Below are 15,648 nucleotides of genomic sequence, written 5' to 3' on the forward strand. Positions count from 1 at the left end.
ATAGAGATAGCAGTCTTAATTAAGTAATTAATGAGCTTTATCTTCACGTACCGAAGCCTGAAGAGCCTCGGCGAAAGATCGCGCCAATACCTTGCGTTGCGCTGGGGCAATGCTGGTATTGAGCAGATTTGTAACCATATTCCCCAAAACCATCAAGGAAAGATCGGTTGGGGTGCGGTGTTTTTCCAGTACTTGAACCAGTTCAGAAAGCAACTGTTCAACGTGTTCGTCACTGTAACGAGATGATTGTGGCATAAAAAGTGTGCTCAACGCCTGACAAAGTCCCACATCTTACCGTATAGAGCCGCGCTTTTCCGCTACTTTATAGCATTAAGAATCAATTGCAGAGGATTCGGCGTTCACGCCGCTTTTGAGTTGCGGCATCAGAGCATCGGTGTTTGAATACGCCCCTAGCTAAAAGGAGTATTTATCATGAGCCTTGATATCGACCAAATTGCTTTACATCAATTGATCAAACGTGACGAACAGACCCTGGATGTGATGTTGCGGGACTCTTTACTGCCGACTAATGCGGTAGTTGAAGAAATGATGACGGAACTGCATCGTGTTTATAGCGCCAAAAGCAAGGCGTATGGTTTGTTTAATGAGCAAAGCGAGTTGGCCGATGCCTTAAAACGCTGCCGTAAAGGAGACGAAGATTTTCTCGCCTTTAGCCGCGCGGCTACCGTGCGTCTGCGGGATGAATTGGCGAAATATCCTTTTGCCGAAGGCGGCGTGGTGTTGTTTTGTCAGTATCGCTATCTGGCGGTTGAGTATTTATTGATCTCAGTGCTAAGCAGTTGCAACAGCATGCGGGTTGATGAGCAGCTAGATTTGAGCACAACTCATTATCTGGATATCAATCGCGCTGATATTGTGGCTCGCATTGATCTGACCGAATGGGAAACCAATCCGGAGTCCAGCCGTTATCTGACCTTCCTGAAAGGGCGCGTTGGTCGTAAGGTTTCTGACTTCTTTATGGATTTCCTGTCTGCCGCCGAAGGCCTGGACACCAAGGCGCAAAACCGCGGTTTACTGCAAGCCCTTGATGACTATTGCGCCGATGCGCAGTTGGATAAAAATGAGCGTCAGGCATATCGTCAACAGGCTTATAGTTATTGCAACGAACAGTTGCAGGCCGGCGAAGAAATTGCGTTGCAGGAACTGGCTCAGGAATTGCCTAAACTGGGTGAGAAGGACTTTAAAGAGTTCTCCACCGAGCAGGGTTATGCGCTGGAAGAGACGTTCCCTGCCGATCGTAGCACTTTGCGACAGCTGACCAAATTTTCCGGCAGCGGCGGTGGTTTAAGCATTAACTTCGATGCATTATTGCTGGGCGAACGTATTTTCTGGGATCCGGCCACCGATACGTTAACGATTAAAGGCACGCCGCCGAATTTACGCGATCAGTTACAGCGGCGTTTGAGCGGCGGCGACAAATCCTAAAATAGCCGCTCACTGCTCAAGTGTTATCGACGTAACGCCACGGAGTCTGGAAACCTTTAACATTGGTTTCTAAACTCGGTGGCGTTATTTTTTTATTACATATCCATGAGGTGAGTTTATTGTTTGTTTTCTATGGTTAAATTTAAGTGAGCTTAAATCTTTATTATTACTTTTCATTAAATCCTATTAGTTAATAATTTTATTGGTGGCTTTATGGTAATTCCGGATGCCATTGTTTATTTATTCTAATTTGTTTTTTATTTCACTCAAGCATAGTCTTATTGCTCACCATGGTGATGTTTATTTTCATTTAACTTAATTTAATTACCGAGGATTTAAATATGAAGACAATTGAAGCTACTGAGTTAAATCTTATTTCAGGCGCAGTAAACGTACCCACTCAGCCGATGGATATGACAATTGCTATCACCACGGCGACTGCGGCCGGTGCTACAACTGGCGCATTGTTTGGGCCGATTGGTGTAGCCATTGGCTCTGCAATTGGTGCGGCAACTGGTGCTATTGCATCAATGGGATGGTAACAGTTTTATTAAAATACTTAATGCTATTGTTTTTTAAATAGACATTTAGTTTGTTAAACCGGCTTCTCTGTTATTTATAGCAGAGAAGCTTTAATGCATGTAAAAATAATAAATCAGAAGTGAGGTAAATATTGCCTATTGGCTGATCTTTCGGGTGGTGTAGTATTTATTTCTTGAGTAGCACGCTATTTTAATTGGCTTTGTATGTGTTTTCGATCGAATCATTAATAGCCAGCAGCAGAAGGTAATAAAAATAGCAGCTAATAAAAATGCCAGTCAGAGTAAACCGACTGGCATCTCCCATCGCATCAGCGATGCTTTCTCATTTTCGGCGTCCCGAAATATCGATATCGCAGATTAAACGCGAACGAAATCGATATGAGTCAGTTTTGGTTTGAAAGCGTGACGCTGAACAGCCTGAACCTGAACTTTAACTTCTTTACCATCGATAACCAAAGAGATTGGCTCGTTGTAAAAACCTGGTTTGACTTCCATGTTTTTAGTGGTGTCATGGTCCAGAGCGATAGAAACCGCTGCTTCCTCGCCACCGTAAACGATAGCTGGGAATTTATTTGCTGCACGCAGGCGGCGGCTCGCACCCTTACCCTGGTCGTTACGTACTTCTGCATTGATAGTGATCATTTTGTTTTCTCTTAAAAGAAAATTTACCCTGCTACAGGCGACCCAGCAACAGGTTCGATAGTCGGCTTACTTTGGGCGAACCCAGAGTAAAGCGGGCGGCATTCTAGCGAAATATCGACCAGACAGCAAACAAAACCGCAAATAACTCAGGGCAGGAAGGCGCTAGCCAAGGGCGTTTGCCAGGCGAAAACGCCCCTGATAATCAAAAACCTTTTCGCGAATTTGCCACCCTTGGCCCCGTTTCCGGGCAACGACAAAATCGGGGTGACGCAGTAGCGCCTGCTGGGCGATCACGTCCGTCGCCGTTTGCCATTTTAAGGGGATTCCCGGCGCGCGTTGATGGGGACGCAGAAATATTTGCTCAAAGGCCATACGCTGTGCGGACGTGGTGAGGCGAAAGCGTTCGGTGGTACTGGTGCCGTCTTCATCGTAATAAGTGATTTTCAGCCATTCTCCTTTGGCATCCTTGCCTGATTCCAGCGCCATTCCTCCACAGCGCAGAACCAGTGCATCTTTCAGTCTTAGCGCGGCTTTGAGCATATCATCGGGATCGACCAGCACTTCCTGGCACTGATGACAGCGTCGGGCGGCAATGTCATTTTCTGCTCCGCAATGTGGACAGCTTTTAAACCGGAAACGATAGTCACATTGAGCGCGCTGGCCTTCATCATCTTCAAACCAGCCCTGACAGCGGCGGCCATAGTGTTCGATAATATCGCCGGATTCAGTGCATTTCCCCCAAAATACATTGGCAAAACCGCAGTCTGGGCAAAAGACCTGTACCGGCTGGCTGTCGCCATGAGGTTTACTGGTACCCACTTCGGGAGTGAACAGATCGTGTGGATTACCGGCGTAGTCGAGAATCAAGCAGTCTTCCTTTCCCGGTGATAATCGTAACCCGCGGCCGACGATTTGCTGATACAGGCTGACGGATTCGGTTGGGCGCAGAATGGCGATCAAATCCACGTGGGGCGCGTCAAAACCGGTAGTCAGTACCGCCACATTCACCAGATAACGTAATTCTTGTTGTTTAAACGCATTAATTAACGCGTCGCGTTCGGCGGCGGGGGTGACGGCGCTAATCAATGCCGCCTGTCCCGCGGGGAGCAGCCCGTACACCTCTTTAGCGTGCTCTACCGTAGCGGCAAAAATCATCACGCCTTTGCGAGTGGCTCCATATTCGACGATTTGGCTGACAATATGCGGCGTAATACGGCTTTGCTGTTTGATTTCCCGATCCAGGTCTTCCTCGCGAAACAGACCCTTGCTATTACTGGTCAGACGGCTGAAATCATACTGCACCACCGGCATATCCAGCCGTTCTGGCGGTACCAGGAAACCGTTTTTGATCATGTAGCGCAGGGGCAATTCATAGATGCAATCGCGGAATAAACTATTTTCATCACCACGGGTAATGCCGTGATAGTGGAATTGATAAATCCAGCCTTTGCCCAGACGATAGGGCGTTGCGGTCAAACCCAGTAGGCGAAGCTTCGGATTGTTTTTCCGTAAATGCTGAATGATTTGCTGATATTGGCTGTCGTCTTCATCGCTGATTCGATGGCATTCATCAATGATTAACAGGGAAAAGGCACTATCGAATAGTGAGAGATTACGTGCTACGGACTGCACGCTGCCAAAGACGACTTTGCCTTCGCTTTGTCGTTGCTGTAAACCTGCGGCAAAAATATCGGCATCCAGACCGTAAGCACAATATTTAGCGTGGTTTTGTGCCACTAGCTCTTTAACGTGGGCCAGAACCAATACTCGCCCGCGAGCCAGTTTAGCCAGCTCGGCAATGACCAAACTTTTACCCGCGCCGGTGGGCAGCACAATCAGAGCCGGTTCCGGGTGGCGGCGAAAGTGAGCAATAGTGGCGTCAACCGCTTCTTGCTGATAGGGGCGGAGTGTAAAAGCCATTGCTTAGGCTCCCCCAAGCGGAACGGTGGTCATTTGCAACATATCCTTAAGGTTTTTAGCGAAATCTATCCGGTTAAACTCGACATTATTTTCTATTATTATGCCTTTTCGGTGCCATAGGTGCGAGAACCTCTCGGTCGGGTGTAACTGTTCCTAGGATGATAGGACAACCCCCGTTATACTGATGTGTCTCATAGGCAGCAAATGATGTTCCTCCTACACGATTTTTACTGCTTCATTTAATTTCCAGCGTTGCTACACCTCAAAGTGGCAAGGCAACGTGTTGATTAGCAACACGACCAGACAAACAGGCAAAGTAGATTCAATGCGATTGGACAAGTTTTTATCTCAGCAATTAGGGGTTAGCCGTGCGTTGGTTGCGCGCGAGCTACGGGCAAAACGTGTGACCGTGGACGGCGAAATCGTCAAAACCGGCGCGATGAAGCTGACGCCAGAACAGGAAGTGATGTTTGATGGCAATCTGCTGCAACAGCAGGTGGGGCCGCGTTACTTTATGCTGAACAAGCCTCAGGGCTATGTCTGCTCCACCGACGATCCCGATCATCCAACCGTGCTGTATTTCCTCGATGAGCCGGTGGCCTATAAATTGCATGCGGCGGGGCGTTTGGATATCGACACCACCGGTTTGGTTTTGATGACTGACGATGGTCAATGGTCACATAGAATTACCTCACCAAAGCACCACTGCGAGAAAACCTATCTGGTGACGCTGGAGCATCCGGTGGCTGAAGATACCGCCGAGCAGTTTGCCGTGGGCGTACAATTGCATAACGAGGCTACCTTGACCAAACCGGCGCAGCTGGAAGTGATAGAGCCGCAATTGGTTCGTTTAACGATCAGTGAAGGGCGTTACCATCAGGTAAAACGCATGTTTGGTGCGGTAGGTAATCGCGTAGCCGCGTTACACCGCGAACGTATTGGTGCCATTGTGATGGATGAAGATCTGGCACCCGGCGAATACCGCCCGTTGACTGAAGAAGAAATTGCCAGCGTTGGCGCTCCGCATCTGAGTTAACAGCGCCATCGTTTATCAAAGCGATTATGTGTGAACCTAAGAGGGAATCCCTTGATTTTAGGGATTCCCAACGTCTCGGGCGTTGCCAAAACGAACCATTTCCCCCGCCATCGTGGTACGACTGCTCTGTTCGATCTGAATAATTTATTTGGAACGAACGGCTGTTGAAGGAGTTGCAAAGCGTGCAAGAAAAACGAACATCTCATATTGGTTTGATCTTAATTCTGGGTTTGCTTTCCATGCTGATGCCGTTGGCCATCGATATGTACTTGCCCAGTATGCCGATTATCGCCAGAGAGTTTGGCGTGGAGGATGGTCGCGTACAAATGACGCTGAGCGCTTATGTGCTCGGGTTTGCTATTGGTCAAATGTTCTATGGCCCGATGGCAGACAGTATTGGCCGTAAGCCGGTTATCCTGTGGGGAACGGTAATTTTTGCTCTGGCAGGCGTAGCCTGCGCCATGGCGCAATCGGTAGAGCAACTGGTCAATATGCGCTTCCTGCACGGTTTATCCGCCGCTGCGGCCAGTGTCGTGATCAACGCATTGATGCGAGATATGTTCACGAAAGATGAATTCTCTAGAATGATGTCATTTGTGGTGTTGGTGATGACCATCGCGCCGCTATTGGCACCAATTATTGGTGGCGCTTTGCTGGTGTGGTTTAGCTGGCACGCCATTTTCTGGAGTATGGCCGGCGCTGCGCTGGTTGGTGCGGTGCTGGTAGCGTTCTTTATTAAAGAAACGCTACCGCGAGAACGGCGACAAAAGTTCCACCTTCGCACCACAATTGGCAACTTTGGTTCACTGTTCCGTCATAAACGCGTACTGAGCTATATGCTGGCCAGCGGATTTTCCTTCGCCGGTATGTTCTCTTTCCTCAGCGCCGGGCCTTTTGTTTACATTGATCTTAACGGTGTGTCCCCGCAGAACTTCGGTTATTACTTTGCGCTGAATATTGTCTTTCTATTCCTGATGACGTTGATCAATAGCCGAAATGTGCGGCGCGTCGGAGCCATTAAGATGTTCCGTTTCGGCCTGTTTGTGCAGTTGGTTATGGGCATCGGTTTAGTGGCCGTGTCAGCTTTGGGACTGGGATTCTGGGCGCTGGTGTTGTGCGTGGCAGCCTACGTGGGCTGTATCGCAATGATTACATCCAACGCCATGGCGGTCATTCTGGATGATTTCCCGCACATGGCAGGGACGGCTTCATCTCTGGCTGGCACCTTGCGTTTTGGTATCGGTGCGTTGGTCGGAACCATTTTGTCATTGGCTCCTTCCCGCAGTGCCTGGCCAATGGTTAGCTCAATGGCTTTCTGTATCATTGCGGCAGTATTCTTCTATCTGTACGCCAGTCGTCCGGGCAAAAAGGCGGCCTGATTTGGTTTATCACGCTGCCGGTTGTTTCGCCGGCAGCGCAATGACCCACTTTACCTCAATGATTTTTCCCCGCTCGGCTTTCCCTTTTTTGTTCTTCTGCACCAAATATTTATTTTACTGATAATTTTATATATTCAATCACCTTCTGAAATGACCCAATCAGAAATAAGGTGATATTAGTAAGCGCGCTTATTATCATGTTGATTACTTGTTAATGTTGGCTTGAAATAAGTTAAAATAAGGAAAATAACATTTCGAAGAATATGCGGTTTTCGCGATTATTTTCCATGCATTAAATCCTCACTTAATAATATATTTATCAATGAGATGTCGGTGTTTTCTTCCTGGTTTTCGGCGGGGAGGTGTTCCTTATTTGTAAAATATTAACGAAAAGTAGGTAACCGACTTGCAAGAAAAATGGTTGAGAAGACATGCGGAAAGGTATACATATAACGAAAAAATGAGATCTAAATCTCAAACTCGCTTTTTGGGTTAGTGTAGGGAAGCGGGAAAGACGTCAGAAATGGCCAAATAAATAACCTTGTTAGTGATAGGTTTATGTATTGTTATAAATTTACACTTTGATGAGGTTCTAATCAGGCATAATGGCGCTTTAGCGGCTATAACTTAGTTAGCATGTGACTTTGTTGTGCTTTTGTAATAGTTATTGTTAATTTTTTACTAGGAAAGACGCGTGAATAATATTCAACTTTCGGTGGTTCATCGCCTGCCGCAAAGTTACCGCTGGCTGTCAGGCTTTACCGGTGTCAAGGTTGAACCGATTCCGCTAGCGACGATAGATGAAAAGAACAACCTGATGGGGTTGAAATTACTGAGTCATGACGGTAGCGCCGCCAGGCAGGTAATGCAGCGCCTGCACCTTTCGTTGCAAGAAATTCAGGTTGATTCTGCTATTGTCGAATGGGAAGGGGAGCCTTGCCTGTTTGTACACTGTCATGATGAAAGCGCCGCTATGTGCCGCTTGAAAAATGTCGGTGTTGCCATCGCAGAAAAAATGACAGCTCTCTATCCTTTCTAATCCTCCGCGGCAGAACTGTCTCTGAGAAACTTTTGCATGCTCAAGGTTCCTGCGGCTTTTAATCGGCTAGTTGCAATAACTGTCGGGTATAAGGCTGCGCCGGTGCGGTGAGTACCCGTTGGCAATCCCCTTGTTCTATCACTTCTCCCTGTTTCAGTACGATCAGCTGGTGGCACAGTGATTTCACTACCTGCAAATCGTGGCTGATAAACAGATAGCTTAATTGATACCGTTGCTGAAGCGATTTGAGTAGCGCCAGAATCTGTGCCTGCACCGATTTATCCAGCGATGAGGTTGGTTCATCGAGAATCAATAGCTGAGGCTGCAATATCAGCGCTCTGGCAATGGCAATGCGTTGACGTTGCCCGCCGGAAAACTCAGTGGGATAGCGGTGGCGAGTGGCCGGGTCTAATCCCACTTCTTCCATGGCGGCAATCACACGCTGTTCCCGCTCGGCGGCGCTGAGCTTCTGATGAACCTCCAGCCCTTCAGCGATAATTTGCCAGACCGCCAGACGGGGATTGAGCGCCGAGTAAGGATCCTGAAATACCACCTGAATACGGCTGCGGAAAGGCAGCATCTGCTTGTTATTAAAGCTATGTAGTGGTTGACCGTCGAAACAGATCTCCCCGCTGGACGGTAATAAACGCAGCAATGCCAGCCCAGTGGTGCTTTTTCCCGATCCTGACTCGCCGACCAAACCGAGACTTTCCCCCGGACGTAAATCAAAGCTGATACCTTTCACCGCGTAGTGATGGCCAACCGTTCGACGCAGTAACCCTTTTTTGATAGGAAAACCTACCTGAAGATTTTTGACGCGCAGCAGAGGCGCTGCCATCGGCGGTAGCGGTATTGGCTCGCCTTGAGGCTCGGCGTCGAGCAATTGCCGTGTGTATGGGTGCTGAGGGTGACTAAACAGCGTCTGGCGGTCACTCAGCTCCACTCTGCGCCCTTCGCGCATCACCGCCACGTTATCGGCCAGACGGCGCACGATATTCAGGTTATGAGTGATAAACAGCAAACTCATTCCCATTTCTTGCTTTAACTCTTTCAGCAAACTTAAAATCTGCGCCTGTACCGACACGTCGAGGGCGGTAGTGGGTTCATCAGCAATCAACAGCTTAGGCTGGGTGAGTACCGCCATAGCGATCATCACTCGTTGCTGTTCGCCCCCGGAAAGTTGATGAGGGAAATCTCCGAGCCGCCCTTTGGCATGGCGAATACCGACGCGATCCAGACAGCTGATAATCTCTGCACGCGCGCTTTCCCGCCCCATTCCGCGGTGGAGGGACAACACTTCCGCCAGCTGTTTTTCGATAGTATGCAGCGGATTCAGCGAGACCATGGGTTCCTGAAAAATCATAGCGATCTGGTTACCGCGAATTTTGCGCAGCGTATTTTCATCGGCATGGAGCAGCGATTGACCGGAAAATAGAATGTCTCCGCTCGGATAAACCACCGGCGGTGAAGGTAGTAAACGAAGTACCGACAGGGCGGTGACGCTCTTGCCCGATCCGGATTCGCCGACCAGTGCCAGAGTTTCACCAGCTTCTACCTGCAGGGAAAGCTGGCTGACAACCTGACGTTCCTGTTGGTTCTGGCGGAAAGCAATACTGAGATCCTGAATATCCAGCAGAGGAGTCGCCATATCAATACGCCTTACTTGGGTCGAAAGCGTCACGCACCGCTTCGCCGATGAAAATTAATAGGGAAAGCAGCATCGCCAACGCGATAAATGCGGTTAATCCTAACCAAGGGGCTTGCAGATTGTTTTTCCCTTCCAACAAGAGCCCTCCCAACGATGGTGAGCCGATCGGCAGGCCAAATCCGAGAAAATCCAGTGAGGTTAGCGTGGTAATAGACCCACAAAGAATAAACGGCAGGAATGTCAGAGTTGCTACCATCGCATTTGGTAGCATATGGCGCGACATAATCACCCGATCGCGCACGCCCATCGCGCGGGCTGCCCGAATATAATCGTAGTTGCGGGCACGTAAAAACTCGGCGCGCACCACGCCAACCAGCGCCATCCAGCCGAATAAAACGGTAATCGCCAGCAGCCACCAGAAATTGGGTTGAATAATGCTGGACAGCAAAATCACTAAAAATAACGTTGGCATACCTGACCAAACTTCAATAAATCGTTGCCCCCATAAATCGATTTTTCCACCGTAATAGCCCTGCACCGCCCCGACGCAAATGCCTATCACGCTGGAAAATAGCGTCAGGGTTATGCCAAACAGCATGGAAATACGAAAGCCATAGATAACCTTAGCCAATACGTCACCGCCGTTGCTGTCCGTGCCTAATAAATTGTGGCGATCGGGCGGAGAAGGGAAGGGAACCTGCGTGGAGAAGTTTATGGTGTTATTACCAAAGCGAATCGGCGCCCATATTGCCCAGCCGTGGTCTTCGATACGGCCTATTACGTAAGGGTCTTGATAGTCGGCGGCGGTAGTTAGAATACCGCCAAAGGCGGTTTCATCGTAGTTCACCATAAAGGGCATATAGAGTTTGCCCTGATAGCTGACCAGCAGGGGCTTATCGTTAGCAATAAGTTCTGCGAATAAACTGATGATAAACAGCGTCAAAAAAATCCACAGTGACCAATAACCGCGTCGGTTGTGTTTGAAACGCGCCCAACGGGCACGATTGATGGCGCTGAGTGGTTTCATTGGCGGCCCTCGAAATCAATGCGTGGGTCAACCAGCGTGTACGTAATGTCACTGATAATATTCAGTAATAAGCCAATTAGCGTGAAAATATACAGAGTGCCAAACATGACCGGATAATCTCGTTGTAGCGTGGCGTCGTAGCCCAGTAGGCCCAGACCATTCAGAGAAAACATCACTTCTATCAATAGTGAACCGGTGAAGAACATACTGATAAAGGTGGCGGGGAAACCGGCGATAACTAATAACATCGCATTGCGGAACACGTGACGATACAGAATTTTATCTTCGCTCAAACCTTTGGCGCGAGCGGTTACCACGTACTGCTTTCGAATTTCATCCAGAAAGGAATTCTTGGTCAACATGGTCAGAGTCGCAAAGCCGCCGATCACGGTAGCCAGCACCGGCAGTGTGATATGCCACAGATAATCAGTAATCTTCCCGTACCAGGGTAGGGTATCAAAATTACTGGATACCAGGCCGCGCAGCGGGAACCAATCGAAATAACTACCGCCGGCAAATACCACGATCAGCAAAATAGCGAACAGGAAGGAGGGAATGGCATAACCGATAATAATTAGCGTGCTGCTCCAAGTATCGAAGGCCGATCCGCTGCGCACCGCTTTTTTAATTCCCAACGGAATGGATACCAGGTAAATAATCAGGGTGCTCCATAACCCCAGGGTTATCGACACGGGCAGGCTGCTTTTTATCAACCCCATCACGGTTTCGCCGCGAAACAGGCTGTCGCCAAAATCAAAGCGGGCATAGCGCCAGAGCATATCGAAATAACGTTCATGCAGAGGCTTATCGAAACCGAAGCGCTGTTTAATTTCCGCTATGACTTCTGGGTCGAGTCCGCGTGAGCCGCGATATTGTCCTTCCCCTAATGGCCCGGCGTTCACGCCGACTTTCGCGCCGCCCAGATTCCCGTCTGAAGCACTGTTCAAACCGCTGTGCTGGCCAAATTCGATATTAGCTATGGCCTGATCCACCGGCCCGCCGGGAGCGATTTGCACAATAAAGAAATTGATAGTGATGATCGCCCACAGCGTTGGGATAACCAATAATAAACGACGTAATAAATAAGCGCCCATATGTTGCTCCTTAGCGCCGTTCAGCCGGCAAATGAGCCGCTTTATTTACGTCGAACCACCAGCTATCAAAGCCCAGAGAATAGGTTGGGCGCACCGCAGGCATAGAGAATTTATCCCAATAAGCAAAACGGGTGTGATTGGAATACCACATAGGAATCATAAAGTTATTCCATGTCAGCACTCGATCCAGCGCGCGACCAAGGGAGAGTAGGGCCTCCGGTTGCCCCTGATGGCTAATAATTTGCTGAATCAGAGAATCAATAGCCGGATCGCTGACGCCCGGACGGTTATACGTAGAATCAATATATTCTGAGCTCCAATATAGCCGCAGATAAGTGCTTGGGTAAGTGAAGGCGGGATAAACCGCCGGGAGCATATCGAAATCGCGGCTGCGCAGGCGGCTAAGGTACTGTGAACTATCTACCTCGCGAATATTCATGGTGATGCCCAAACGTTGCAGGTTATGTTTGAACGGCAGCACGTATTGGAAATTGCTGCCGCTGAGTAACAGCATTTCGAAGACAAAAGGTTGCCCCGTTTTGCTATTAACCAACCGCTGGTTTTTCACTTCCCAGCCGGCTTGCTGCAAGAGTTCGCGCGCTTTCAGCAGGTTATCCCGATCGTTGCCACTACCGTCGCTGGAAGGTGGTTGATAGATTTTGCTGAAAACTTCGTCGGGTATCTTGCCTTTTAGCGGTGCTAGCCAGGCTAATTCCGCGCTATCGGGATAACCGGTAGCCGCATAGTCGGTATTTTGGAAAAAACTGTTGGTGCGTTGGTAACTGTTGAAATAGAAAGCTTTATTCATCCAGTCGAAATCAAAGGCTAGGGTGAGCGCCTGACGTACGCGCCGATCGCTAAATAGCGGACGTTGGATATTAAAAGCCATCCAACGGGTATTTTGTGCCGATTTATCCTCTAAATCCTGCTTAATGATGTAGTTTTTGGCGAAATTGCTACCAACATACTGCGATGCCCAGCTTTTGGGCGACGTTTCTTCCCGCAGGTCAAAGGCACCGGATTTAAAGGCTTCCAGTGCGACTTTATCGTCTAAATAATAATCGTAACGGATGGAGTCAAAATTATACATTCCGCGATTGACGGGCAAATTGGCCGCCCAATAGTCGCGCACTCGTTGATAGGTAATATATTGGCCAATGCGGTAATCGCCAATGCGGTAAGGGCCGCTGCCTAGCGGCGGCTTGCTTAACGGCTCTCCCAGTTTACGGTTCTGCCAGTCGTGCGCGGGTAAAACCGGCAGCCCCAACATACTCAGCAACTTATCTTTACCCGGCTCTGGGAACTCAATGCGCACCGTCAGGCGGGAAATGGCTTTAACCTTCACGTCTTTATAAGCGATGCGAAATTGAGGAACGCCTTCGGTCATTAACTTATTAAAGGTAAATTCGACGTCGTTGGCGGTAATAGGAACATTGTCGTGGAAGCGAGCGTGAGGGTTGATATCAATTTCGACCCAGCGCATATCCGCAGGGTAGCGAGCAGATTCGGCAATCAGCGGATAATAGCTGCCGATTTCATCGTCAGAACTGGTAAACAGGCTATCGTACAGGCGTTCAAAGCCAACCGCAGGCACGCCGCGTAGGGCAAAGCGGTTAAAGTTATCAAAGGTGCCAATGGCGGACAGCGTAATATTGCCGCCTTTGGGTGCCGCCGGATTAACATAATCAAAATGAGTGAAATCAGCGGAATATTTTGGCTCGCCCAAAATTGAGAATGCCACGCCTTCGTTTAGCGTTTCTGCATGCAATCCTAGACTGAAAGTAGCAAATATTAGTGCGGTGAATGCCCGTAATAGCATGATAACGGTGAACCCCTGCGACAAACCTACATAGCAACTGTTTCAAGTAAAACTACCAGCTGTCCGGGTACGAAGGCAAACATTAAAGAAATTTGTTTTCATTACAAAACTTCAGCAATTTCTCCAGCGTTAACGGCCTGCTGAGTAAATAACCTTGCAGGAAGTGAACGCCGTGAGCAATCAGATATTGTGCCTGTTGCTCGGTCTCAATTCCTTCGGCCACGGTTTCAATTTTCAAATTCTTCGCCAGTATCAATACGGAGTCTAAAACGGGCGCGGTAAGGGTTTCAAATCCGATATTATTGATAAATGCCCGATCGATCTTAATATAGTCTAGCGTGAAGCGTTCCAGATAAATTAGCGCGCTGTGTCCGGTACCAAAATCATCTACGGCAATTTTCACGCCGTGCTCACGCAGCCAGGCGAATTGGGAAATAGCTTGTTCTTCTTCTACCATCCCACGTTCGGTTATTTCAAATATAGGGTCGAAGGTATCTAAGGGTAACCGCGCTAACAAACTTAAAACATCCTCACGGAATGTCGGCTCACCTAAATGAAGTGGTGAAATATTAAACGCCAGTTTGGTGCCGGTGGGAATGGAACCAACCATTCTGGCCGCATCCGCAATAATTAAATCAAACAAATGCTGGGTTAGTTGTTGTATCAAACCCTGAGCTTCGACAACGGGAATAAACAAATCCGGCGGAATACGACCCTCAGTCGGGTGCTCCCAACGCACCAGCGCTTCCAGCCCGGACATTTTACGGCTGGTTGCTTCGAATACCGGTTGATATTCGATAAAGAATTCACCGCGCTTCATACCGCGCAGAATCTCGGCCTCGGGGTTTTGGCGGTTGGACATAATGTAATAGGCAGAAATTCCGACAAAGGCGGCCAATAATAATCCGCCAAGTAAAATTATCCGAATATCACTGGCTGTGAAATTGACGCTATACAATAGTAACTTGATGGGATAACCCGGAATCTGGATCTCGCGAGAGGCTGTGTCGGGCAGTTGTTCAATTGGAATGACTTTGGCATTAAAGGTTGTCACGGCCTGGTTGCCAATAATAATCGCCATACCGTTGACGCCCTTATCATTAAAGTTAAGCAATAAATAAGGACGCAGGTTTAACTCTAAAGTTGTCAATACGCCGGTATTTCCGCGGCCAGGCTGACGTAGCCAAACGGCGACCGCCGGTTTATCTGGCAGAATAGGCGTACCCTGCTGAAGCTTGAAATCCAGAGTCTGGTATAAATTAAGTTTTGGGTAAATAGCGTTACTACTGACATGCATTTCGCCGGTAGCCGACGAGCAATAAGTGAAACCATTTCGTACCAGTAAGAATGTCCGCACGCCGTTCGTAAACGCTGCCTTATATTGCAGTGCAGGCTCCGCTAACTTGCAGGATTTCTCCGTTAATGGAATCAGCTGAGACATGGTGGTGGTTAAGTCATTTAAGAAATGCGAGGAGTAAGCGACTATTTGCTCGCTCTGGGCAGATAATCTTTTCTCACTGTTACGATAAAGAAAAGACAGAGTAACGGTAACAAAACAAATAAAGAATATCAGAGAAATAGTGGCACTTTTTTTAATCAGGCGGCGCGGGGATACAATATTGCGAAAGAACGCATTTTTTGAACCCATGATAACGCGACTCCCTGACCCGATGAAAAAAGTAATTATAAGTATAAATATCTTAGCGGTGAAGCGCTACTGGTTTGGTATTAGCCTCGATGCTTCAGAGCTGATATTAGACTAATAAATAAAATTTAATATTTTAAACTGACTTAATGGCAAAAATGTATTAAATAGACTTAATAATGTCTAACTTTAATTATTAATATGATTTTTACCTAAGCTAAGTTGGAACAATATGCTGCGGTTGGTTTAATCAACATCAAACAAGGAAACAGAGTAAGCCTTAGCTGTTTCTCGTCGGCGATTCTACAAGAGAATGAGGGATTGTGAACCCCATTGAGCAGAAAAAGGACGTTTCCTACAGCATAAGGGAACTAATCTGAAGGCGTTGCAGGTTCAACAGCAAAAAACGCT

The 15,648-nt window shown here is 48.2% G+C and carries 13 protein-coding genes; 5 read left to right on the forward strand and 8 right to left on the reverse strand.

Annotation, left to right across the window (positions count from 1 at the left end; all coding sequences use genetic code 11):
• Window positions 1-27: 27 nt before the first annotated feature.
• Window positions 28-255, reverse strand: a complete 228-nt coding sequence (locus ACQ4OC_RS06625) for a YejL family protein (RefSeq protein ID WP_049597085.1) — start codon at window positions 253-255, stop codon at window positions 28-30.
• Between the two features lie 177 nt (window positions 256-432).
• Between ACQ4OC_RS06625 and yejK the strand changes: the two genes are divergently transcribed.
• Window positions 433-1,446 (forward strand): nucleoid-associated protein YejK, encoded by a 1,014-nt coding sequence (gene yejK, locus ACQ4OC_RS06630; RefSeq protein ID WP_049597086.1) that lies wholly within the window; start codon window positions 433-435, stop codon window positions 1,444-1,446.
• Between the two features lie 341 nt (window positions 1,447-1,787).
• On the forward strand, window positions 1,788-1,988 hold the full coding sequence (locus ACQ4OC_RS06635) for a hypothetical protein (RefSeq protein WP_430971032.1): 201 nt from the start codon (window positions 1,788-1,790) through the stop codon (window positions 1,986-1,988).
• Window positions 1,989-2,345: 357 nt separating this feature from the next.
• Here ACQ4OC_RS06635 and rplY read toward each other — a convergent pair whose 3' ends face one another.
• Window positions 2,346-2,630 carry a 50S ribosomal protein L25 gene (rplY, locus tag ACQ4OC_RS06640; RefSeq protein ID WP_064517383.1) on the reverse strand — a complete coding sequence of 95 codons (285 nt, stop codon included), beginning with the start codon at window positions 2,628-2,630 and terminating at the stop codon, window positions 2,346-2,348.
• 162 nt (window positions 2,631-2,792) lie between these two features.
• Window positions 2,793-4,550 carry a DEAD/DEAH box helicase gene (locus ACQ4OC_RS06645; RefSeq protein ID WP_430971033.1) on the reverse strand — a complete coding sequence of 586 codons (1,758 nt, stop codon included), beginning with the start codon at window positions 4,548-4,550 and terminating at the stop codon, window positions 2,793-2,795.
• Window positions 4,551-4,875: 325 nt separating this feature from the next.
• On the opposite strand from ACQ4OC_RS06645, the gene rsuA reads away from it, so the two are divergent.
• The 3 genes from rsuA to ACQ4OC_RS06660 all read left to right on the forward strand — a co-directional run bounded on the left by rsuA (window position 4,876) and on the right by ACQ4OC_RS06660 (window position 8,004).
• Window positions 4,876-5,586, forward strand: a complete 711-nt coding sequence (rsuA, locus tag ACQ4OC_RS06650; protein WP_064517389.1) for a 16S rRNA pseudouridine(516) synthase RsuA — start codon at window positions 4,876-4,878, stop codon at window positions 5,584-5,586.
• 182 nt (window positions 5,587-5,768) lie between these two features.
• On the forward strand, window positions 5,769-6,965 hold the full coding sequence (locus tag ACQ4OC_RS06655) for a Bcr/CflA family multidrug efflux MFS transporter (RefSeq protein WP_064517392.1): 1,197 nt from the start codon (window positions 5,769-5,771) through the stop codon (window positions 6,963-6,965).
• Between the two features lie 694 nt (window positions 6,966-7,659).
• Entirely contained in the window at window positions 7,660-8,004 is a 345-nt protein-coding gene (locus ACQ4OC_RS06660; RefSeq protein WP_064517396.1) for a YejG family protein, read from the forward strand.
• A gap of 58 nt (window positions 8,005-8,062) precedes the next feature.
• Here the strand turns inward: ACQ4OC_RS06660 and yejF are convergent, their stop codons facing one another.
• The 5 genes from yejF to ACQ4OC_RS06685 all read right to left on the reverse strand — a co-directional run bounded on the left by yejF (window position 8,063) and on the right by ACQ4OC_RS06685 (window position 15,240).
• Complete coding sequence (gene yejF / locus ACQ4OC_RS06665; RefSeq protein ID WP_120806296.1) at window positions 8,063-9,652, reverse strand: microcin C ABC transporter ATP-binding protein YejF; 1,590 nt, start codon at window positions 9,650-9,652, stop codon at window positions 8,063-8,065.
• A 1-nt stretch (window position 9,653) separates the two neighbouring features.
• Entirely contained in the window at window positions 9,654-10,679 is a 1,026-nt protein-coding gene (locus tag ACQ4OC_RS06670; protein ID WP_064517402.1) for an ABC transporter permease, read from the reverse strand.
• Window positions 10,676-11,773, reverse strand: coding sequence for a microcin C ABC transporter permease YejB (locus ACQ4OC_RS06675; RefSeq protein WP_064517405.1), 1,098 nt, complete (start codon window positions 11,771-11,773; stop codon window positions 10,676-10,678). Before ACQ4OC_RS06675 ends, ACQ4OC_RS06670 begins: the two co-directional genes overlap by 4 nt.
• Window positions 11,774-11,783: 10 nt before the next feature.
• Entirely contained in the window at window positions 11,784-13,592 is a 1,809-nt protein-coding gene (locus ACQ4OC_RS06680) for an extracellular solute-binding protein (RefSeq protein WP_120806295.1), read from the reverse strand.
• Window positions 13,593-13,674: 82 nt separating this feature from the next.
• Window positions 13,675-15,240: a cyclic di-GMP phosphodiesterase gene (locus tag ACQ4OC_RS06685; RefSeq protein WP_430971034.1), complete on the reverse strand. Its 1,566-nt coding sequence runs from the start codon at window positions 15,238-15,240 to the stop codon at window positions 13,675-13,677.
• Window positions 15,241-15,648 lie beyond the last annotated feature (408 nt).

The organism is Yersinia sp. J1 (assembly GCF_050586585.1).
GTDB lineage: Bacteria > Pseudomonadota > Gammaproteobacteria > Enterobacterales > Enterobacteriaceae > Yersinia > Yersinia entomophaga.